This window comes from Enterococcus sp. FSL R5-0957 (assembly GCF_038008005.1).
In the GTDB taxonomy this organism is placed as follows: Bacteria; Bacillota; Bacilli; order Lactobacillales; family Enterococcaceae; genus Enterococcus_B; species Enterococcus_B faecium.
This window is the reverse complement of the sequence record NZ_JBBOYG010000001.1, coordinates 50,994-69,762: the sequence shown is the minus strand read 5'-3', so window position 1 is coordinate 69,762 and position 18,769 is coordinate 50,994. Positions and strand designations below refer to the sequence as shown.

Genomic DNA, 18,769 nt, shown 5'->3' with positions numbered 1-18,769 from the left:
TCTTATGCGAATTTACTTTTTACCAGCTAGCTTTCTTCACGCCGGGAATTTGACCTTTATAGGCAAGTTCGCGGAAGCAAATACGGCAAAGATGGAACTTACGATAAACTGAATGTGGACGTCCGCAACGTTCGCAACGAGTATAAGCTTGTGTTGAAAATTTTGCAGGACGTTTGTTTTTAGCAATCATTGATTTTTTAGCCACGTAGTTCGCCTCCTTTAATTATTTTTGGAATGGCATGCCTAATTGTGTCAACAACTCACGAGATTCTTCATCAGAGTTTGCTGTTGTTACAATAACGATGTCCATACCACGTACTTTATCTACTAAATCATAATCTACTTCTGGGAAGATCAATTGTTCTTTAATACCTAAAGTATAGTTTCCACGACCGTCAAAGGCTTTTTTACTTACACCATGGAAGTCACGTACACGTGGTAGTGAAACAGAAACCAATTTGTCTAAGAATTCGTACATTCTTTCTCCGCGCAATGTAACTTTTGCACCAATTGGCATTCCTTCACGTAAACGGAATCCAGCGATTGATTTTTTAGCTTTTGTAATCATTGGTTTTTGACCAGTGATCAAAGTTAATTCTTCAACTGCTTTATCTAAGTTTTTAGCGTTTGATACCGCATCACCAACACCCATGTTGATGACGATTTTTTCAACTTTAGGTGTTTGCATAACAGAGCTATAGTTAAATTTTTCCATCAATGATGGAGTTACTTCTTTAAGATATTTTTCTTTTAGGCGGTTCATTCAGTAAGACCCTCCTTCCTTAAACTTTTATTTATCTAAAACTTCACCGGTTTTTTTAGAAACACGGACTTTTTTGCCGTCTACTTCTTTGTAGCCAACTCGGCCAGCTACACCAGTAGAGTCAACCACCATCACGTTAGAAACATGAATTGGCGCTTCCATCTCAACAATTCCACCTTGAGGAGCAGCTTGAGAAGGTTTTTGGTGTTTTTTAACGACATTTACACCTTCGACAATAACTTTATCTTTTTTCGGGAACGCTGCTAGTACAACGCCTTCTTTGTTTTTGTCTTTTCCAGTGATAACTTTAACTTTATCGCCTTTTTTAACAAACATAACTGTTTCGCACCTCCTTTGATAAGTGTCTCAAGATTATAAAACTTCTGGTGCTAGTGAAACGATCTTCATGAAGTTGTTTTCACGTAGTTCACGTGCAACTGGCCCAAAGATACGTGTTCCACGAGGGCTTTTATCATCACGAATAATCACTGCAGCATTTTCATCAAATTTAATATATGAACCGTCTGTACGACGAGCTCCTGATTTTGTTCGAACGATAACGGCTTTAACGACGTCACCTTTTTTGACAACCCCACCTGGCGTTGCTTGTTTAACCGTAGCAACGATCACATCACCGATGTTAGCAGTTTTACGACCAGATCCACCAAGGACTTTGATCGTCAAAATTTCACGTGCGCCTGAGTTATCAGCGACTTTTAAACGACTTTCTGCTTGGATCACGTTGTGTATCCTCCTTTCAGATTTTGCATTCAATCTATATAGGAAAATCTCGTGTTATTAGATAATAACTGCTTCTTCGACTACTTCCAACAAACGGAAACGTTTTGTAGCTGATAATGGACGAGTTTCCATAATTCTCACGATGTCGCCAACTTTTGCTGTGTTGTTTTCATCATGCACTTTGTATTTCTTAGAATAGTTCATACGTTTGCCATAGATAGGGTGGTTTTTCTTTGTTTCGACAGCAACGGTAATTGTTTTATCCATTTTGTCTGAAACCACGCGACCTTGATAAACTTTGCGTTGATTTCTTCCTTCAGTCATACGCTTAATGGCCTCCTTCCATAATTACTTAGCTTGTTCACGCAACACAGTTTTGATGCGTGCAATCGATTTACGTACTTCTTTAATACGTGCAGTGTTTTCTAATTGACCTGTTGCTAATTGGAATCTAAGATTAAACAATTCTTCTTTTAATTGTTTTTCTTGATCAAGCATTTCGGCAGTGGTTAATTCTCTGATTTCTTTAACCTTCATTCGATTCACCACCCATTTCCTCACGTTTTACGATCTTAGTTTTCATTGGTAATTTGTGAGAAGCTAGACGTAACGCTTCACGAGCTACTTCTTCAGGAACGCCTGCGATTTCAAACATGATTTTACCACGTTTTACTGGTGCAACCCATCCTTCAGGTGCCCCTTTACCAGAACCCATACGTACCCCAATTGCTTTGGCAGTATAAGATTTGTGAGGGAAAATTTTAATCCATACTTTCCCACCACGTTTCATGTAACGAGTCATTGCGATACGAGCAGCTTCGATTTGGCGGTTTGTGATCCAATGTGAATCAACAGCTTGCAAACCGTATTCACCGAATGCTACTTCTTTTCCGCCTTTAGCTTCCCCGCGCATTTTTCCGCGGAATTCACGACGGTGTTTTACACGTTTAGGTACTAACATGATTATTTCCCTCCTTTCTCAGTGTTTTTTTTAGTTGGAAGAATTTCTCCACGATAGATCCACACTTTAACTCCTAGTTTTCCGTATGTTGTATCTGCTTCTTCCCATGCGTAATCAATGTCCGCACGTAAAGTATGAAGAGGAACAGTTCCTTCTGAGTATCCTTCTGAACGAGCGATATCTGCTCCGTTTAGACGACCAGATACTTGAGTTTTGATCCCTTGAGCGCCAGCACGCATTGAGCGTTGGATGGCTTGTTTTTGAGCGCGACGGAAAGCAACACGGTTTTCTAATTGACGTGCGATTCCTTCACCTACTAATTTTGCATCTAGATCTGGTTTTTTGATTTCCACGATATTGATATGGATTCTTTTACCAGTTAATTTGTTTAATTCTTTTCTTAGGCTTTCGACTTCAGAACCGCCTTTACCAATAACCATACCTGGTTTAGCTGTGTGAATTGAAATGTTTACGCGACCTGTTGCGCGTTCGATTTCAACTGTTGATACAGCAGCATCAGCAAGTTTAGTTGAAATAAATTTACGGATTCTTAAATCTTCGTGTAAGAACTCAGCATACTCTTTTTCAGCATACCATTTAGCATCCCAGTCGCGGATGATGCCTACACGCATTCCAATTGGATGTACTTTTTGACCCACTGATTATCCCTCCTTATTTTTCTGATACGACTACCGTGATATGACTTGTACGTTTGTTGATTGGAGAAGCTGATCCTTTTGCACGAGGACGGAAACGTTTCATTGTAGGTCCTTCGTTAACAAAAGCTTCGCTTACTACCAAGTTTTCAACATCTAAGTCAAAGTTATTTTCTGCATTCGCAACTGCTGACATCAATACTTTTTCAATGATTCCAGCAGATTTGTTTGGTGTGAATTTCAAGATTGAAATTGCATCTGCGACACTTTTACCTCTGATAAGGTCAATTACTAAACGGGCTTTTCGAGGTGAAGTGCGAACTGTTTTTGCAGTTGCTTTAGCTGATGTGATTTGTTCTGCCATTTGGATTTATCCTCCCCTCAAATTAGCGTTTCGTTTTCTTATCGTCAGCAGCATGTCCACGATAAGTTCTTGTAGGTGCAAATTCACCTAATTTGTGTCCTACCATGTCTTCTTGGATGTAAACTGGTACATGTTTACGTCCATCATAAACTGCGATGGTATATCCAACAAAACTTGGGAAAACTGTTGAACGGCGTGACCAAGTTTTGATAACTTTTTTCTTTTCAACCCCTGCTTGAGCTTCAACTTTTTTCATTAAATGCTCATCGACAAAAGGTCCTTTCTTTAAACTACGACCCATGGTGAACCTCCTCTCAAAATGTGCGACACATGGTCAAAGTAATTATTTATTTTTGCGACGACGAACAATAAGTTTGTCTGATTTAGCTTTTTTGTTACGAGTTTTGTAACCAAGAGCTGGTTGACCCCAAGGAGAAACTGGTGCTTTACGTCCGATAGGAGCTTTACCTTCACCACCACCGTGTGGGTGATCATTAGGGTTCATTACGCTACCACGTACAGTTGGGCGTTTACGCATCCAACGAGAGCGTCCAGCTTTACCGATGTTGATTAATTCGTGTTGTTCGTTACCTACAGAACCGATTGTTGCGCGGCATGCAGCTAAGATCATACGAACTTCACCAGAGTTCAAGCGGATCAATACGTATTTGCCTTCTTTACCAAGTACTTGAGCACTTGTACCAGCAGAACGGATCAATTGTCCACCTTTACCAGGTTTCATTTCAATGTTGTGGATAACAGTACCAACTGGAATGTTTTCTAATGGAAGAGCATTTCCGACTTTGATATCTGCTTCTGGACCTGAAACAAGTTTCATACCCACTTCTAGTCCTTTAGGTGCTAAGATGTAAGCTTTCACTCCATCTTCATAGTGTACTAACGCGATGTTAGCTGAACGGTTTGGATCATATTCGATTGTTTGAACAGTTGCAACAACGTTATCTTTGTTACGTTTGAAGTCGATCACGCGATATTGGCGTTTGTGTCCGCCACCTTGATGACGTACAGTGATGCGGCCGTTGTTGTTACGTCCAGCATGGTTTTTCAATGGTTGTAACAATGATTTTTCAGGTGTTGATGTTGTGATTTCAGCAAAATCAGAACCTGTCATGTTACGACGACCATTTGAGGTAGGTTTGTACTTTTTAATCGCCACGTTTTTCCCTCCTAATTTAATGAGTTATCTATTAGTGCTTATTCAGCAGCTTCGAATAATTGGATTTCTTTTGAATCTTCAGTCAATGTAACGATCGCTTTGCGACGTTTTTTTGTATATCCTGCATATTTGCCCATACGTTTGAATTTCGCACGTACGTTCACGATGTTAACGTTTTTGACTTTAACGTCAAAAGCAGCTTCTACCGCTTGTTTTACTAAAGTTTTGTTTGCGCGAGTGTCCACTTCAAAAGTGTATTTCTTGTCATCCATGGCAAGCATTGATTTTTCAGTGATCACTGGGCGTTTGATTACGTCTAGTAAGTTCATTATGCAAGCACCTCCTCAATTTGAGTAAGAGCAGTTTGTGTTACTAACACTTTTGTATTTGATACAACGTCTAGCACACTCACATTATCAGAAGTTACTACAGAAACGTTTGGTAAGTTACGTGCTGATAAAGCAGCAAAGTCGTTACCTTTTTCTAGAACAACCAATACTTTAGAGTCGATAGATAAGTTAGCAAGAACTTGTTTGAATTCTTTTGTTTTTGGTGCGTCGAAGTTTAAGCCTTCGATTGCTACCAAGTTGTTTTCAGCAACTTTTTCTGACAATACAGATTTCATTGCTAAACGACGAACTTTTTTAGGAAGTTTGTAGCTGTAAGAACGTGGTGTTGGTCCAAAGACTACGCCACCTCCACGCCATTGTGGTGAGCGGATAGATCCTTGACGTGCACGACCTGTTCCTTTTTGACGCCATGGTTTACGTCCACCGCCACGAACAGCGCTACGGTTTTTAACCGCGTGTGTTCCTTGTCTTAATGACGCACGTTGCATTACGATTGCATCGTAAACAACACTTTCATTAGGTTCAATTCCGAAGATTTCTTCGTTAAGTGTGATTTCACCGTTTTGGCTTCCATCTTGTTTGAATAATGCTACATTCGGCATTCCTTAGTTCCTCCTTTCTTCCTACAATTATTTAGCTTTCACAGCTGATTTGATAGTGATTAAAGATTTTTTAGCTCCAGGAACATTACCTTTGATCAAGATAACATTTCTTTCTGCATCGACACGTACAACTTCCAAGTTTTGGATAGTTACGCGGTTGCCACCCATACGGCCAGCAAGACGTTTGTTTTTAAATACACGGTTAGGTGCAACTGGACCCATTGACCCAGGACGACGATGGTAACGAGAACCGTGAGCCATTGGTCCGCGGCTTTGTCCGTGGCGTTTGATAACCCCTTGGAATCCTTTACCTTTCGTAGTACCTGTTACATCAATAATGTCTCCTGCTTGGAAAACATCTACTGTAATTTCTTTTCCTACTTCATATTCTCCTAGCTCAACATTTTTGAATTCACGAATGAAGCGCTTAGGAGCCGTGTTTGCTTTTGCAACATGACCTTTCGCAGGTTTGTTTGATAAAACTTCACGCATATCTTGGTAACCAACTTGAATAGCTTCGTAGCCATCCGTTTCCATTGTTTTCACTTGTAGTACTACGTTTGGAGTAGCTTCTACAACAGTTACTGGAATTAATTCACCAGATTCAGTGAAGATTTGTGTCATTCCCACTTTTTTCCCTAAGATTCCTTTGGTCATGAGTACACCTCCATTATTTTTGTTTTAGTTTTATAATTTGATTTCGATGTTTACACCAGATGGTAAGTCTAGCTTCATCAAAGCATCAACAGTTTTTGGTGTTGGGTTCACAATGTCGATAAGACGTTTGTGTGTACGCATTTCGAATTGTTCGCGTGAATCTTTGTATTTATGAGTCGCACGGATGATTGTGTAAAGACTGCGTTCAGTTGGTAATGGAATTGGACCAGACACGCTAGCTCCAGTTCTTTTTGCAGTTTCCACGATTTTATCCGCTGATTGATCTAAAATACGGTGTTCATACGCTTTTAAACGGATACGAATTTTTTGTTTTGCCATATTGTTCCCTCCTTCGCCTATTTTGAAAAGTAGACATAGCTCCACGAAAATTTCCGTCACGCTCGTTCGTGGCAAAGCGTCCGGGCGTGTCGCAACCTCTCGTTTCTTAGCCGACGAAATCATTCTGATTACGTCTGTGCAATTCACTAAAGTAAACGCACCTTTGTCATTATAATATATATAAACTCACAAAGCAAGGCTTTTTCTTGTAAAAAACATTTTGTTTTCATAAAGTTTCATTTAGAAAATACTGACTCTTTTATTTCGTGTTTCTTCTATTATAATGCTCCTGTCTTTTTCCCTGATCCTGCAATAAATAAAAAAGCTCGGAACAAAGATCCTAAGACCTTCGTTCCGAGCGATTACGTCCGAATAAATGTTGCTTTACTTTAAAACTTAAGTGAATTAAGCTTTGATTTCTGTAACGACACCGGCACCAACTGTACGTCCGCCTTCACGGATTGAGAATTTAGTACCGTTTTCGATAGCGATTGGGTGGATTAATTCAACTTCCATTGTTACGTTGTCGCCAGGCATAACCATTTCAGTTCCTTCTGGTAATTCAACAACACCTGTTACGTCAGTTGTACGGAAGTAGAATTGTGGACGGTAGTTAGTGAAGAATGGAGTATGACGTCCACCTTCTTCTTTTGTCAACACGTATACTTCTGCAGAGAATTTTGTATGAGGTGTGATTGTACCTGGTTTAGCTAAAACTTGTCCACGTTGGATGTCTTCACGTGCAACACCACGTAGTAAAGCACCAATGTTGTCTCCAGCTTCAGCGTAGTCTAACAATTTACGGAACATTTCAACACCAGTAACTGTTGTTTTTGAAGTTTCTTCAGCAATACCAACAACTTCAACTTCGTCACCAACGCGAACTTGTCCACGTTCAACACGACCTGTAGCAACAGTACCACGTCCAGTAATTGAGAACACGTCTTCAACTGGCATCATGAATGGTTTGTCGTTGTCACGTTCTGGAGTTGGGATGTATTCGTCAACTGCAGCCATTAATTCAAGAATTTTTTCTTCGTATGAAGCGTCGCCTTCTAGAGCTTTCAAAGCTGATCCAGCAACTACAGGAACATCGTCACCAGGGAATTCGTATTCTGTTAATAGGTCACGAACTTCCATTTCAACTAATTCTAGTAATTCTTCGTCATCAACCATGTCTACTTTGTTCAAGAATACAACGATGTAAGGAACACCAACTTGGCGAGACAATAGGATGTGTTCACGAGTTTGAGGCATTGGGCCGTCAGCAGCAGAAACTACCAAGATAGCTCCGTCCATTTGAGCAGCACCAGTGATCATGTTTTTAACGTAGTCCGCGTGTCCTGGGCAGTCAACGTGAGCGTAGTGGCGTGTATCTGTTTCATACTCAACGTGAGCTGTTGAGATTGTGATTCCGCGTTCGCGTTCTTCTGGAGCACCATCGATTTGATCGTAAGCCATAGCTTGGCCGCCGTTTTTCTTAGATAGTACAGTTGTGATTGCAGCTGTTAATGTAGTTTTACCATGGTCAACGTGTCCGATAGTACCAATGTTAACGTGTGGTTTAGAACGGTCAAATTTTTCTTTTGCCATTTTAAAATGTCCTCCTAAAAATACAATATATTTTTTATTTGTCTGATAGGTATATGATGTACACAAGGTACACCACATGCCCATATCATCGATAATTATTTTACACGAAACTATATTAAAAATATAGTCTCTTTGGATAATCTCTTTGCAGGACTATCCGGTTTTAAGAAATTATTCAGCTTTTCCGCCGTTTTTCTTAATGATTTCTTCTTGTACTGATTTTGGTACATCTTCGTAGTGGTCAAATGTCATTGTAAATGTACCACGACCTTGAGTAGCAGAACGAAGAGTTGTAGCATAACCAAACATTTCAGCAAGTGGAACCATCGCACGAACAACTTGTTGGCCGCCAGCGCGAGCTTCCATACCTTCAACACGTCCACGACGAGCAGTTACGTGACCCATAACATCACCTAAGTAATCTTCAGGGATAACAACTTCTACAGCCATGATTGGTTCAAGGATTACTGGATTAGCTTTCTTAGCTGCTGCACGTAATGCCATAGAAGCAGCAACACGGAAGGCAGTTTCATTTGAATCGACATCATGGTATGAACCATCGTAAAGTTTAGCTTTGATATCTACTAATGGATAGCCAGCTAAGACACCATTTTCCATAGCATCTTTCAAACCAGTTTCAACAGCTGGAATGTATTCACGAGGAACAACCCCACCGACGATCGCATTTTCAAATTCGAAACCAGCACCTTCTTCATTTGGTGTAAATTCAATCCATACGTGACCGTATTGACCTTTACCACCAGACTGACGTACAAACTTACCTTCGGCTTGAGTGCCAGCACGGAAAGTTTCACGGTAAGATACTTGAGGCGCACCTACGTTAGCTTCAACTTTGAATTCACGACGCATACGGTCAACGATGATATCTAAGTGAAGTTCACCCATACCAGCGATGATTGTTTCGCCTGTTTCCACGTTTGTTTCAGCACGGAAAGTAGGATCTTCTTCAGATAGTTTTTGTAAAGCCACACCCATTTTATCTTGGTCAGCTTTTGATTTAGGTTCAATAGCGACTTGGATAACTGGTTCTGGGAATTCCATGGATTCAAGAATAACTAGACTCTTTTCATCACATAGTGTGTCCCCAGTAGTTGTGTCTTTCAAACCAACAGCAGCAGCGATATCTCCAGCGTAAACTTCAGAGATTTCTGAACGAGAGTTGGCATGCATCTGTAGGATACGACCAACACGTTCACGTTTGCCTTTTGTTGCGTTTTGTACGTATGAACCTGATTGTAAAACACCAGAGTACACACGGAAGAAAGTTAAACGACCTACGAATGGGTCAGTCATAACTTTAAATGCTAAAGCTGAGAAAGGAGCGCTGTCGTCTGCAGGACGTTCTACTTCTTCATCAGTTTTAGGGTCAATCCCTTTGATAGCTGGGATATCTAACGGTGATGGCAAGTAATCAAGAACAGCGTCCAATAGTAATTGAACCCCTTTGTTCTTAAATGCTGAACCACATAGTACTGGGTAGAATTCTACGTTAACTGTTGCGCGACGGATACCTTCTTTTAACTCAGCTTCAGTGATTTCTTCACCTTCTAAGTATTTCAAAGTAAGTTCTTCATCAGTTTCAGCTACAGCTTCAACCAATTTTTCGCGCCATTCTTCAGCTAATTCGCGGTATTCTTCAGGAATTTCTGTTTCTTCGATCTCTGTTCCAAGATCGTTTGTATACATTTCAGCTTTCATTGTTACAAGGTCGATAATTCCTGTGAAGTCGTCTTCCGCACCAATTGGTAATTGGATTGGGTGAGCGTTTGCTTGCAAACGGTCATGTAAAGTTGATACTGAATATAAGAAGTCAGCACCGATCTTGTCCATTTTGTTTGCAAATACGATACGAGGTACACCATAAGTTGTTGCTTGACGCCAAACTGTTTCAGTTTGAGGTTCAACACCTGATTGTGCATCAAGAACAGTTACAGCACCATCAAGTACACGCAATGAACGTTCAACTTCAACTGTGAAGTCTACGTGTCCTGGTGTGTCGATGATGTTGATTCGGTGACCCTTCCATTGTGCTGTAGTAGCAGCAGAAGTGATCGTAATACCACGTTCTTGCTCTTGTTCCATCCAATCCATTTGTGAAGCTCCTTCATGAGTTTCACCAATTTTATGGATTTTACCAGTGTAGTACAAGATACGTTCAGTAACAGTCGTTTTACCAGCATCGATGTGGGCCATGATACCGATATTACGAGTATTTTGTAAAGAAAATTCTCTGGTCATTCTCCTTGTTTCTCCTCTCTTTACTATCTAGTTGCTAAAAATAAGGACACTATCTGAGGTCGACTTATAAAAGCCGACCAAACAGAGAGAATCTTACCAGCGATAGTGAGCAAACGCACGGTTGGCATCAGCCATTTTATGAGTGTCTTCACGTTTTTTAACAGAAGCACCTGTGTTGTTTGCAGCATCCATGATTTCTTTTGCTAAGCGTTCTTCCATTGTGTGTTCACCGCGCAAGCGAGCGTAGTTTACTACCCAACGAAGACCTAGAGTAACGCGGCGTTCAGGGCGAACTTCAACTGGTACTTGGTAGTTTGAACCCCCAACACGACGTGCTTTAACTTCAAGAACAGGTTGAACGTTTTTCATTGCTTGTTCAAACACTTCTAATGGATCGTTACCTGTAGATTCTTTGATCAAGTCAAAGGCATTATAGATAATGTTAGCTGCAATCCCGCGTTTTCCGTCAACCATTACACGGTTGATCAAGCGAGTTACTAATTTTGAGTTATAAATAGGATCTGGTAAAACATCACGTTTTGCAACAGGACCTTTACGTGGCATCCGTAACTCCTCCTTCCGAAATATTGTTCATAGTAATTACTTCTATATAATAGAAGCAAGTTTCATTTGTTTAATAATTAAAATTAAGCTTTAGGTTTTTTAGTTCCGTATTTAGAACGGCTTTGTTTACGGTCGTTAACACCAGCAGTATCTAAAGCACCGCGAACGATATGGTAACGTACCCCTGGTAAGTCTTTTACACGACCACCGCGTAATAATACAACACTGTGTTCTTGTAAGTTATGACCAATCCCTGGGATATAAGCAGTAACTTCAATTAAGTTTGACAAACGAACACGTGCATATTTACGTAAAGCTGAGTTCGGTTTTTTAGGTGTCATTGTACCCACACGAGTTGCTACCCCACGTTTTTGAGGTGAGTTTACGTTAGTTTGAGTTTTCTTAAAGCTGTTATATCCTTTGTTCAAAGCAGGTGAATTAGATTTTTCCACCTTTGATTTACGAGGTTTACGTACTAATTGGTTAATTGTAGGCATTCCTTGTTTCCTCCTTCCCACGATTTGCGTCTAGTTCCACACATCCAGGTGGTTCTTTTTTTGTGATAAAAAATAAATGCAATGTCTGCATCCTTATCAAATATGCTTTGATAAACAGTCAGCACGTTTCTTCACAGAAACCTGTAGATAAAGCACCTTTGTTAGAATATCACGAATGAAAAAACATGTCAACAAGAGATGCAGATTTTTTTGAAAAAGCTTTATTGGAATAAAAAAGAATGGTATCTTTTTACCGTAAATCACGCTAAAATAGTGAGGAAAGCACGATGCTCAAACTAAAAAAAGGTGGACGCAAAGATGAATTTAAAACAATTAGCTGGCATTGAAGCCGCGAAATTCGTAAAGGACGGGATGATCGTAGGTCTCGGGACCGGTTCAACCGCCTATTATATGGTAGAAGAGATTGGTCGCCGTATGCGTGAAGAAGGTTTACGTATCACAGGAGTTACTACTTCAAATGCGACAAAAGAACAAGCGAAAAAATTAGGAATACCGTTAAAGAGTATTGATGAAGTCCCCGTAGTCGATTTGACAATAGACGGTGCTGATGAAATCAGTGCTGATTTTCAAGGGATCAAAGGCGGCGGCGCTGCTTTGCTTTTCGAGAAAATAGTCGCTACGTACTCAAAAGAAACGATTTGGATCGTTGATTCTTCTAAATTAGTCGATAAACTTGGGGAGTTCCCACTCCCAGTTGAAGTGATCCCTTATGGCTCCCAACAGCTACTTCATATTTTTGAAGAAAAAGGATTCCAACCTGTCTTGCGTACAGACGAAAACGGAGAAGTCCTAACCACAGATGGTGGTCATTACATCATTGATCTGCATCTAGAAGTCATCGAACAGCCAGAAAGCTTAGCTACCTATTTAGATGAACTTGTTGGGGTAGTAGAACATGGGCTTTTCCTAAACATGGTTTCTAAAGTAGTTGTCGGCTCAGAAAAAGGCGTTGAGATTCTTGACGCAATCTGTCGTAAATAAAGAAAAACTGCTTGATCATCCAATAAAAAAAGACAGCGGAAAATTTGCGAAAAAACTATCTTTTTGACGTACTTTATGCTACATTTTTACTGTTATATCCAGTTAGAAAATCACTGCTAGAAAGGAATCACCATGAAAATTATTGGTTATGCACGCACAACCATAAATGACGTCGATTTAACAACTCAGGTTGATCAATTATCTGACTTTGGTTGTCAAGAAATTTTCCATGAGACATATGAAGTGGAACAAAATGATTCTACTGCTGTTCATTTGGAGTCAGTGATCGCTGACATGCAACAAGGCGATGCACTAGTCATTTGCCAACTTCATCGATTAGGCAAATCTACGCGGCAATTAACAGAACTCACGCAATTATTAAAAGATCGCGGGCTACACTTGATTAGTCTTGATGAAGGAATCGATACGCGCGAAATGGGAAAAATCTATTTCCAATTAATGGAAAACCTAGCAAACATGGAGTGCGCATTGATCAAAGAACGTACATTAGTTGGATTAGATGAAGCTCGTAAAAAAGGAAAAATCGGCGGAAGACCAAAAATCGATGCAAAAACGATCAAAAAAATCCGACGTCTCTATTATGAAAAAAAAGAAACGATCCAATTTATTTCTTCAAAATGCGGTGTTTCAGTTGGAACATGTTATAAATATATCAATTTACCTGAAAAAGAAATCGAGCAATTATGCATCTAATACCTAAAAACGAACAGTTGCGTGGGCACTGTTCGTTTTTTTATATTCTCTACTTGTTTTCTCATAGAATCTTATCTAATTTTTCGATGGAAATCTCTTCCAAAAAATTGTACAATAAAACAGAACTGAAAATTTCAGAAATATAAACCTATCTTAAAAGGAGAGCTAAACATGCCAAAATTAGTTTTTTCTCGTCACGGTCTTAGTGAATGGAATGCATTGAACCTATTTACTGGTTGGGCTGATGTAAATCTAGCACCAGAAGGAATCGAAGAAGCAAAAGAAGGCGGACGCAAAATCAAAGAAGCTGGAATCGAATTTGATGTTGCTTACACTTCTGTTTTAACTCGTGCAATCAAAACATGTAACTTGATCTTAGAATATTCAGATCAACTTTGGGTACCACAAATCAAATCATGGCGCTTAAACGAACGTCACTATGGTAAATTACAAGGTTTGAACAAAAAAGAAACAGCTGAAAAATACGGCGACGAACAAGTACACATCTGGCGTCGTTCTTACGATACTCTTCCTCCATTAATGGAAGAAACTGACGAAGGTTCTGCAGCAAATGACCGTCGTTACGCAATGTTAGACAAACGCGATATTCCTGGTGGAGAAAACTTGAAAGTGACATTAGAACGCGCTTTGCCATTCTGGCAAGATGCAATTGCTCCAGCATTACTAGACAACAAAACTGTTTTAGTAGCTGCACATGGTAACTCATTACGCGCCCTAGCTAAACATATCGAAGGTATCTCTGACGAAGACATCATGGATCTTGAAATTCCAACAGGTCAACCACTTGTTTATGAATTAAATGATGACTTAACAGTTGCTAAAAAATACTACCTATAAAAAACACTATAAAAAAGGGACTGTGACACGATTTGTGTACCGACCCCCAAAAGTTAGACCAAAAAATCTAACTTTTGGAGGTCGGTATTTTTTATGGCTAAGTATACTTTTGAACTTAAATTAAAGATCGTTCATGATTATTTGGATGGCAAAGGCGGAAGTGATTATCTGGCAAAGAAGTATTCCATTAAGGCTCCATCACAAGTGAAGCGCTGGATCAATGCCTATCAAGAATTTGGTGAAGAGGGTCTAGTAAGAAAGCGACAAAAGAAAAAATATTCTGTTCAATTTAAGCTGGATGCGATAGAGTTATATCTAACAAGTGAGCTGTCCTATCGTGAAGTTGCCAACACACTTAACATGAACAACCCTAATTTGATCGCTAGTTGGATGCATCAATTCCGTGAGGGTGGGATCGATGGACTCTCAAAAACGAAAGGATGTCCACCTATCTTGTCTAAGAAAAATGAACCCAAAAATAAGAAAAAATCTACAACTAAAGCAACGTCTGAAGAACGTGAACGCATCGAGGAGTTGGAGAAACGAGTCCGTTCCCTTCAAATTGAAAATGCCTTTTTAAAAGAATTGAGGAAGCTGCGAAAACAGGAAGCCCAACAACGACGAATGAAGCAATCGCACGAATCATCGCAAGCCTCCGAGGACCGTTTAAATTAGTTGAGCTTCTAGAAACTTTAAAGTTCCCTAAGGCAACCTTTATGTACTGGCAAAAACGATTGGACCGTAAAAATCCAGATCAAGAGATTGAAGCGGAAATGCTTAAAATTCGGGAGAAGCACAAGGATTATGGCTGTTTACGGATGACCAATGAACTAAGAAACCGCGGTTTCTCTATCAATAAAAAGAAAGTTCAGCGCCTGATCAAGAAGCTAGGAATAAAAGTAACGACATACACACGTAAATCGCGGCGCTACAATTCTTATCGAGGACAAGTCGGAGCAGTAGCCAAAAATCGGATCCATCGTCGTTTCTACACCAGTATCTGCCATCAGAAAATCACGACGGATACAACTGAATTTAAATACCATGAAGTGGATGCCAAAGGCATTATCCGTCAAAAGAAATTGTATCTAGATCCTTTTATGGATATGTTCAATAGTGAGATTTTATCCTATCGTATCTCTGAAAAGCCCAATGCATTAGCGGTAATGGAAGGTTTGGAGGAAGCTATCCAGACCACTAACGATTGTCCCTATCGTCGTACGTTTCACTCAGATCAAGGTTGGGCGTATCAAATGAAAGCTTATAGAAACAAATTGAAGGAGTACAAAATCTTTCAAAGCATGTCTCGGAAAGGGAACTGCTTAGATAATTCACTTATGGAGAATTTTTTTGGCTTATTAAAACAAGAGATTTTTCACGGGAAAGTTTATAACTGTTTCGAGGAATTAAAATCAGCCATCGATAGCTATATCTATTACTACAATAATGAACGGATAAAACAGAAATTAAACTGGCAAAGTCCCGTCCAATTTCGTAAAACAACCGCAACGGTTGTGTAAAAATATCATTTTAGAGCATGAAAAAAGGAGTGGATTTCTCCACTCCAAAAAAGTCTAACTTTTGGGGGTCACTACATTGTCACAGTCCCTTTTTTCGTATAAACGGTGCTCTCCTGCCAACTTCTCGGTCACAAGTCACAATATTCATCAAACATGAAAAGCTGTTTTTTGAAATTGTTCCTTGTGACTCAGAGTTAAACGGCAGATTCACAACCTCTTGGTAAACGGTGTTCAAAAGCTTACATTTGCAATAATAAGTCCAGCCAAGTCAAAAACATGAGGAGCTATTTTTGCTTGGATGTTCTTATTACTTAATGCAGGGCAGCTTTTTCATTTCCTTCTTATTCTGCTATCGCTGTTTCCAATCCTACTTCGATCATTTCATTGAACGTAGATTGACGTTCTGCAGCTGTTGTTTCTTCACCGGTGATCAAATGGTCGCTAACGGTCATCAAACTTAATGTCTGCACATGGTATTTCGCGCCTAAGTAATAAAGAGCCGCTGCTTCCATTTCCACTCCTAAAACGCCAAGTTCAGCTAATTGGAATGTCTCTGTCAAATCATCTTTGTAGAAAGAATCTTCCGAAAGAACATTTCCTACATGAACCGTATAGCCCTTTTCTTTAGCTATCTCATATGCTTTCAGTAATAGATTGAAATCACTGATTGGAGGAAAATGAAAGGCTTGGAAATTTTTTTCGATCATCGAAGAACTGGTCGCTGCACTTTGTGCTAGTATTAAATCACGAACATGGACGTCTTTTGACAATGCACCGCATGTACCTACTCGAATCAATTTCTTTACACCATACGACTGGATCAATTCATGGGCATAGATGGTGGCTGATGGCATACCCATTCCTGTTCCTTGAACAGAAATACGTTCTCCTTTATATTTGCCGGTAAAGCCTAACATACCGCGTACCTGATTGTAACAAACTGGATCTTCCAAAAAAGTCTCCGCAATATATTTAGCTCGCAAAGGATCTCCCGGAAGTAAAATCTTATCGGCGATCTCGCCTTCTTTCGCTTCAATATGCACACTCATTTTATTGTTCCTCCTATTACAATAATGTCAATGTTTCTTTAACCAATGCTTTAAAAGATTGTTTGACTCTCTGAGTTGTTTCTACAACTTCTTCATGGCTCAGATTCGCTTGCATACCTGCTGCTAAGTTAGTAATACAAGAGATTCCTAACACTTTTAATCCGCTGTGAGCTGCTACGATGACTTCTGGAACAGTCGACATCCCTACTGCATCGGCTCCTATTGTCCGAGACATTCGGATCTCCGCAGGCGTTTCATAAGTTGGTCCAGAATAGCCCATATATACGCCTTCTTTAAGATCCAAACCTAGTTTTTCTGCTGCTGCTTTTGCTGTTGCTTGATAGTCAGGCGTATAAGCTTGACTCATATCTGGAAATCTAGGGCCCATTGCATCTTCATTCGGACCGATCAAAGGATTTTCACCAGTAAAATTGATATGATCGGTAATCAGCATCAAATCTCCTGGTACAAATGATTCGTTGACACCACCACATGCATTAGTCACAATGACTGAATGGGCCCCTAGCCCGGCCATCACACGTACTGGATAGGTCACTGTTTGCATGGAATGACCTTCATAGTAGTGGAATCTCCCTTGCATGGCTAACACTTTCTTGCCTGCCAGAGACCCATAAACTAGCTTTCCTGCATGCCCAACTACTGTCGAAACAGGAAAGAACGGGATCTCATCATAAGAAATCATTACAGCATCTTCGATTTCATCTGCTAATTCACCTAATCCTGAACCTAGAATCAAACCAAAATCAATTTCTTTTACTCCTTTATCAAGGATAAACTGGGTCGTTTCTTGTAACATCTCGCTTAACTTGGTCATTTGCTTTCTCCTATTTAAAAAGATTATTTTAATAATTTCAAGAAGCTTTCGCCATTTTCAGTCGAAGAAACACTAAAGTTCTCAGCAATTGTTGCTGAAATATCTGAATAATATCCTTGAGGCAATGCCCCTTGTTCTTTCATTTTTTTACTGTAAACCAATAACGGTACATATTCTCGCGTATGATCGGTACCAGTAAACGTCGGATCGTTTCCGTGATCGGCTGTAATCATTAGCAAGTCGTCTTCTTCCATCGCTTCAAGCAATTCTGGAATTCGTAAGTCAAATTCTTCAATCGCATGCGCATAGCCGACTACATCCCGACGATGACCGTATAATGCATCAAAATCTACTAAATTGGTAAAGCTGATTCCTGAAAAATCGTTTTTCATAACTTTCAGTAGCTGGTCAACGCCATCCATATTGCTTTTCGTGCGGACAGATTCAGTGATTCCTTGTCCGTTGAAAATATCGTTGATCTTTCCAACAGCAATCACGTCCTTTCCTGCTTCTTTCAAAGAATCAAGGACTGTGTGCCCGAATGGATTCAACGCATAATCATGGCGATTGCTTGTTCGTGTGAAGTCTCCTGGTTCACCCACGTACGGACGTGCAATGATTCGGCCAATCATATACGGATCATCTTTTGTTATATCACGAACGAATTGGCAAATCCGATATAATTCTTCTAAAGGAATGATTTCTTCATGTGCCGCGATCTGAAGGACAGGATCGGCAGAAGTATATACAATTAAATCGCCTGTTTTCATTTGGTGTTCACCGTAATCGTCAATAACAGCTGTTCCGCTATAAGGTTTGTTACATACGACTTTACGGCCAGAAAATCCTTCGATTTGTTTGATCAGATCATCAGGGAATCCGTTCGGAAACACACGAAATGGAGTTTTGATATTCAATCCCATGATTTCCCAGTGGCCTGTCATCGTATCTTTCCCTACAGAAACTTCTTCTAATTTCGTCGCATAGCCTTGATGATCTTTCACTGATTCCACACCTTCAAGAGGACGGATCGTTCCTAAACCAAGCTGCTCTAAATGTGGAACGTTCAATCCTGCTTCTTTCGCAATGTGTCCTAATGTATCAGAACCAATATCACCGAACTTATCGGCATCTGGTGCTTCTCCAATTCCTACTGAATCCATGACGATCAGATGTACGCGTTTAAACATGATTATTCCTTCTTTCTTTTTATTTTTATTGCCTTTAAAACAAAAAGGGCGAGACGAAAAACACTCCCCGTAACCCAC

27 protein-coding genes are annotated in these 18,769 nt (G+C 39.9%); 5 read left to right on the top strand and 22 right to left on the bottom strand.

Features of this window, described 5'->3' with window-relative positions; all coding sequences use genetic code 11:
* Positions 1-19: 19 nt before the first annotated feature.
* The 19 genes from MKX69_RS00360 to rpsL all read right to left on the bottom strand — a co-directional run bounded on the left by MKX69_RS00360 (position 20) and on the right by rpsL (position 11,523).
* A complete protein-coding gene (locus MKX69_RS00360; protein WP_002288673.1) occupies positions 20-205 on the bottom strand; it encodes a type Z 30S ribosomal protein S14 in 186 nt (61 codons plus the stop codon).
* Between the two features lie 18 nt (positions 206-223).
* A complete protein-coding gene (gene rplE, locus MKX69_RS00355) occupies positions 224-763 on the bottom strand; it encodes a 50S ribosomal protein L5 (RefSeq protein ID WP_002288671.1) in 540 nt (179 codons plus the stop codon).
* A 27-nt stretch (positions 764-790) separates the two neighbouring features.
* Positions 791-1,099 (bottom strand): 50S ribosomal protein L24, encoded by a 309-nt coding sequence (gene rplX, locus MKX69_RS00350; RefSeq protein ID WP_002288670.1) that lies wholly within the window; start codon positions 1,097-1,099, stop codon positions 791-793.
* Between the two features lie 36 nt (positions 1,100-1,135).
* Entirely contained in the window at positions 1,136-1,504 is a 369-nt protein-coding gene (rplN, locus tag MKX69_RS00345; protein ID WP_002288669.1) for a 50S ribosomal protein L14, read from the bottom strand.
* Between the two features lie 57 nt (positions 1,505-1,561).
* Positions 1,562-1,828 carry a 30S ribosomal protein S17 gene (rpsQ, locus tag MKX69_RS00340; protein ID WP_002288668.1) on the bottom strand — a complete coding sequence of 89 codons (267 nt, stop codon included), beginning with the start codon at positions 1,826-1,828 and terminating at the stop codon, positions 1,562-1,564.
* Positions 1,829-1,852: 24 nt separating this feature from the next.
* The gene (gene rpmC, locus MKX69_RS00335; RefSeq protein WP_002288664.1) at positions 1,853-2,041 is read right to left on the bottom strand and encodes a 50S ribosomal protein L29; all 189 of its coding nucleotides are present in this window, start codon (positions 2,039-2,041) and stop codon (positions 1,853-1,855) included.
* The gene (gene rplP, locus MKX69_RS00330; RefSeq protein WP_002288661.1) at positions 2,031-2,465 is read right to left on the bottom strand and encodes a 50S ribosomal protein L16; all 435 of its coding nucleotides are present in this window, start codon (positions 2,463-2,465) and stop codon (positions 2,031-2,033) included. The genes rpmC and rplP overlap by 11 nt, the downstream gene beginning before the upstream one ends.
* A 2-nt stretch (positions 2,466-2,467) precedes the next feature.
* A complete protein-coding gene (gene rpsC, locus MKX69_RS00325) occupies positions 2,468-3,124 on the bottom strand; it encodes a 30S ribosomal protein S3 (RefSeq protein WP_002288659.1) in 657 nt (218 codons plus the stop codon).
* A 13-nt stretch (positions 3,125-3,137) separates the two neighbouring features.
* Positions 3,138-3,485, bottom strand: coding sequence for a 50S ribosomal protein L22 (rplV, locus tag MKX69_RS00320; RefSeq protein ID WP_002288657.1), 348 nt, complete (start codon positions 3,483-3,485; stop codon positions 3,138-3,140).
* Between the two features lie 22 nt (positions 3,486-3,507).
* Positions 3,508-3,786 carry a 30S ribosomal protein S19 gene (gene rpsS, locus MKX69_RS00315; protein WP_002288655.1) on the bottom strand — a complete coding sequence of 93 codons (279 nt, stop codon included), beginning with the start codon at positions 3,784-3,786 and terminating at the stop codon, positions 3,508-3,510.
* A gap of 42 nt (positions 3,787-3,828) precedes the next feature.
* Complete coding sequence (gene rplB / locus MKX69_RS00310) at positions 3,829-4,662, bottom strand: 50S ribosomal protein L2 (RefSeq protein WP_002290451.1); 834 nt, start codon at positions 4,660-4,662, stop codon at positions 3,829-3,831.
* A gap of 38 nt (positions 4,663-4,700) precedes the next feature.
* A complete protein-coding gene (gene rplW / locus MKX69_RS00305; RefSeq protein ID WP_002290449.1) occupies positions 4,701-4,991 on the bottom strand; it encodes a 50S ribosomal protein L23 in 291 nt (96 codons plus the stop codon).
* Positions 4,991-5,614 carry a 50S ribosomal protein L4 gene (gene rplD, locus MKX69_RS00300; protein WP_202764933.1) on the bottom strand — a complete coding sequence of 208 codons (624 nt, stop codon included), beginning with the start codon at positions 5,612-5,614 and terminating at the stop codon, positions 4,991-4,993. The genes rplW and rplD overlap by 1 nt, the downstream gene beginning before the upstream one ends.
* 27 nt (positions 5,615-5,641) lie before the next feature.
* Complete coding sequence (rplC, locus tag MKX69_RS00295) at positions 5,642-6,271, bottom strand: 50S ribosomal protein L3 (protein WP_002290445.1); 630 nt, start codon at positions 6,269-6,271, stop codon at positions 5,642-5,644.
* A gap of 30 nt (positions 6,272-6,301) precedes the next feature.
* Positions 6,302-6,610, bottom strand: coding sequence for a 30S ribosomal protein S10 (gene rpsJ / locus MKX69_RS00290; protein WP_002290443.1), 309 nt, complete (start codon positions 6,608-6,610; stop codon positions 6,302-6,304).
* Positions 6,611-7,015: 405 nt separating this feature from the next.
* Complete coding sequence (gene tuf / locus MKX69_RS00285) at positions 7,016-8,203, bottom strand: elongation factor Tu (RefSeq protein WP_002290442.1); 1,188 nt, start codon at positions 8,201-8,203, stop codon at positions 7,016-7,018.
* A gap of 171 nt (positions 8,204-8,374) precedes the next feature.
* The gene (gene fusA, locus MKX69_RS00280) at positions 8,375-10,462 is read right to left on the bottom strand and encodes an elongation factor G (protein ID WP_202764932.1); all 2,088 of its coding nucleotides are present in this window, start codon (positions 10,460-10,462) and stop codon (positions 8,375-8,377) included.
* 93 nt (positions 10,463-10,555) lie between these two features.
* Positions 10,556-11,026 carry a 30S ribosomal protein S7 gene (gene rpsG, locus MKX69_RS00275; protein ID WP_002290440.1) on the bottom strand — a complete coding sequence of 157 codons (471 nt, stop codon included), beginning with the start codon at positions 11,024-11,026 and terminating at the stop codon, positions 10,556-10,558.
* 83 nt (positions 11,027-11,109) lie between these two features.
* Positions 11,110-11,523 (bottom strand): 30S ribosomal protein S12, encoded by a 414-nt coding sequence (gene rpsL, locus MKX69_RS00270; protein WP_002294318.1) that lies wholly within the window; start codon positions 11,521-11,523, stop codon positions 11,110-11,112.
* 318 nt (positions 11,524-11,841) lie between these two features.
* Here rpsL and rpiA point away from each other — a divergent pair, with 318 nt between their 5' ends.
* The 5 genes from rpiA to MKX69_RS00250 all read left to right on the top strand — a co-directional run bounded on the left by rpiA (position 11,842) and on the right by MKX69_RS00250 (position 15,617).
* The gene (rpiA, locus tag MKX69_RS00265) at positions 11,842-12,525 is read left to right on the top strand and encodes a ribose-5-phosphate isomerase RpiA (RefSeq protein ID WP_202764931.1); all 684 of its coding nucleotides are present in this window, start codon (positions 11,842-11,844) and stop codon (positions 12,523-12,525) included.
* A gap of 132 nt (positions 12,526-12,657) precedes the next feature.
* Positions 12,658-13,239 carry a recombinase family protein gene (locus tag MKX69_RS00260; protein ID WP_341008240.1) on the top strand — a complete coding sequence of 194 codons (582 nt, stop codon included), beginning with the start codon at positions 12,658-12,660 and terminating at the stop codon, positions 13,237-13,239.
* A gap of 171 nt (positions 13,240-13,410) precedes the next feature.
* Positions 13,411-14,097 (top strand): 2,3-diphosphoglycerate-dependent phosphoglycerate mutase, encoded by a 687-nt coding sequence (locus tag MKX69_RS00255; protein ID WP_202764930.1) that lies wholly within the window; start codon positions 13,411-13,413, stop codon positions 14,095-14,097.
* Between the two features lie 93 nt (positions 14,098-14,190).
* Positions 14,191-14,772 (top strand): transposase, encoded by a 582-nt coding sequence (locus tag MKX69_RS14065; RefSeq protein WP_341008892.1) that lies wholly within the window; start codon positions 14,191-14,193, stop codon positions 14,770-14,772.
* On the top strand, positions 14,682-15,617 hold the full coding sequence (locus MKX69_RS00250; protein ID WP_419761010.1) for an IS3 family transposase: 936 nt from the start codon (positions 14,682-14,684) through the stop codon (positions 15,615-15,617). The genes MKX69_RS14065 and MKX69_RS00250 overlap by 91 nt, the downstream gene beginning before the upstream one ends.
* A gap of 341 nt (positions 15,618-15,958) precedes the next feature.
* Here MKX69_RS00250 and deoD read toward each other — a convergent pair whose 3' ends face one another.
* The 3 genes from deoD to deoB are packed head-to-tail and all read right to left on the bottom strand — an operon-like array spanning position 15,959 to position 18,691.
* Positions 15,959-16,666, bottom strand: coding sequence for a purine-nucleoside phosphorylase (gene deoD / locus MKX69_RS00245; RefSeq protein ID WP_341008238.1), 708 nt, complete (start codon positions 16,664-16,666; stop codon positions 15,959-15,961).
* Positions 16,667-16,682: 16 nt separating this feature from the next.
* A complete protein-coding gene (locus tag MKX69_RS00240) occupies positions 16,683-17,501 on the bottom strand; it encodes a purine-nucleoside phosphorylase (protein ID WP_002289198.1) in 819 nt (272 codons plus the stop codon).
* A 23-nt stretch (positions 17,502-17,524) separates the two neighbouring features.
* Entirely contained in the window at positions 17,525-18,691 is a 1,167-nt protein-coding gene (gene deoB / locus MKX69_RS00235; RefSeq protein WP_202764928.1) for a phosphopentomutase, read from the bottom strand.
* Between the last annotated feature and the right edge of the window lie 78 nt (positions 18,692-18,769).

Bases quoted from the DNA above. Each gene is read 5' to 3' on its own strand.
- rpmC (WP_002288664.1), bottom strand. From the start codon at position 2,041: ATGAAGGTTAAAGAAATCAGAGAATTAACCACTGCCGAAATGCTTGAT.
- rplV (WP_002288657.1), bottom strand. From the start codon at position 3,485: ATGGCAGAACAAATCACATCAGCTAAAGCAACTGCAAAAACAGTTCGC.
- rplX (WP_002288670.1), bottom strand. From the start codon at position 1,099: ATGTTTGTTAAAAAAGGCGATAAAGTTAAAGTTATCACTGGAAAAGAC.
- rplE (WP_002288671.1), bottom strand. From the start codon at position 763: ATGAACCGCCTAAAAGAAAAATATCTTAAAGAAGTAACTCCATCATTG.
- rpsG (WP_002290440.1), bottom strand. From the start codon at position 11,026: ATGCCACGTAAAGGTCCTGTTGCAAAACGTGATGTTTTACCAGATCCT.
- rplP (WP_002288661.1), bottom strand. From the start codon at position 2,465: ATGTTAGTACCTAAACGTGTAAAACACCGTCGTGAATTCCGCGGAAAA.
- rpsS (WP_002288655.1), bottom strand. From the start codon at position 3,786: ATGGGTCGTAGTTTAAAGAAAGGACCTTTTGTCGATGAGCATTTAATG.
- rplW (WP_002290449.1), bottom strand. From the start codon at position 4,991: ATGAACTTACTAGACGTAATCAAACGCCCAGTGATCACTGAAAAATCA.
- tuf (WP_002290442.1), bottom strand. From the start codon at position 8,203: ATGGCAAAAGAAAAATTTGACCGTTCTAAACCACACGTTAACATTGGT.
- MKX69_RS00255 (WP_202764930.1), top strand. From the start codon at position 13,411: ATGCCAAAATTAGTTTTTTCTCGTCACGGTCTTAGTGAATGGAATGCA.
- rpsQ (WP_002288668.1), bottom strand. From the start codon at position 1,828: ATGACTGAAGGAAGAAATCAACGCAAAGTTTATCAAGGTCGCGTGGTT.
- rpsJ (WP_002290443.1), bottom strand. From the start codon at position 6,610: ATGGCAAAACAAAAAATTCGTATCCGTTTAAAAGCGTATGAACACCGT.
- deoB (WP_202764928.1), bottom strand. From the start codon at position 18,691: ATGTTTAAACGCGTACATCTGATCGTCATGGATTCAGTAGGAATTGGA.
- deoD (WP_341008238.1), bottom strand. From the start codon at position 16,666: ATGAGTGTGCATATTGAAGCGAAAGAAGGCGAGATCGCCGATAAGATT.
- MKX69_RS14065 (WP_341008892.1), top strand. From the start codon at position 14,191: ATGGCTAAGTATACTTTTGAACTTAAATTAAAGATCGTTCATGATTAT.
- MKX69_RS00260 (WP_341008240.1), top strand. From the start codon at position 12,658: ATGAAAATTATTGGTTATGCACGCACAACCATAAATGACGTCGATTTA.
- rplD (WP_202764933.1), bottom strand. From the start codon at position 5,614: ATGCCGAATGTAGCATTATTCAAACAAGATGGAAGCCAAAACGGTGAA.
- rpiA (WP_202764931.1), top strand. From the start codon at position 11,842: ATGAATTTAAAACAATTAGCTGGCATTGAAGCCGCGAAATTCGTAAAG.
- rplC (WP_002290445.1), bottom strand. From the start codon at position 6,271: ATGACCAAAGGAATCTTAGGGAAAAAAGTGGGAATGACACAAATCTTC.
- rpsL (WP_002294318.1), bottom strand. From the start codon at position 11,523: ATGCCTACAATTAACCAATTAGTACGTAAACCTCGTAAATCAAAGGTG.
- fusA (WP_202764932.1), bottom strand. From the start codon at position 10,462: ATGACCAGAGAATTTTCTTTACAAAATACTCGTAATATCGGTATCATG.
- MKX69_RS00240 (WP_002289198.1), bottom strand. From the start codon at position 17,501: ATGACCAAGTTAAGCGAGATGTTACAAGAAACGACCCAGTTTATCCTT.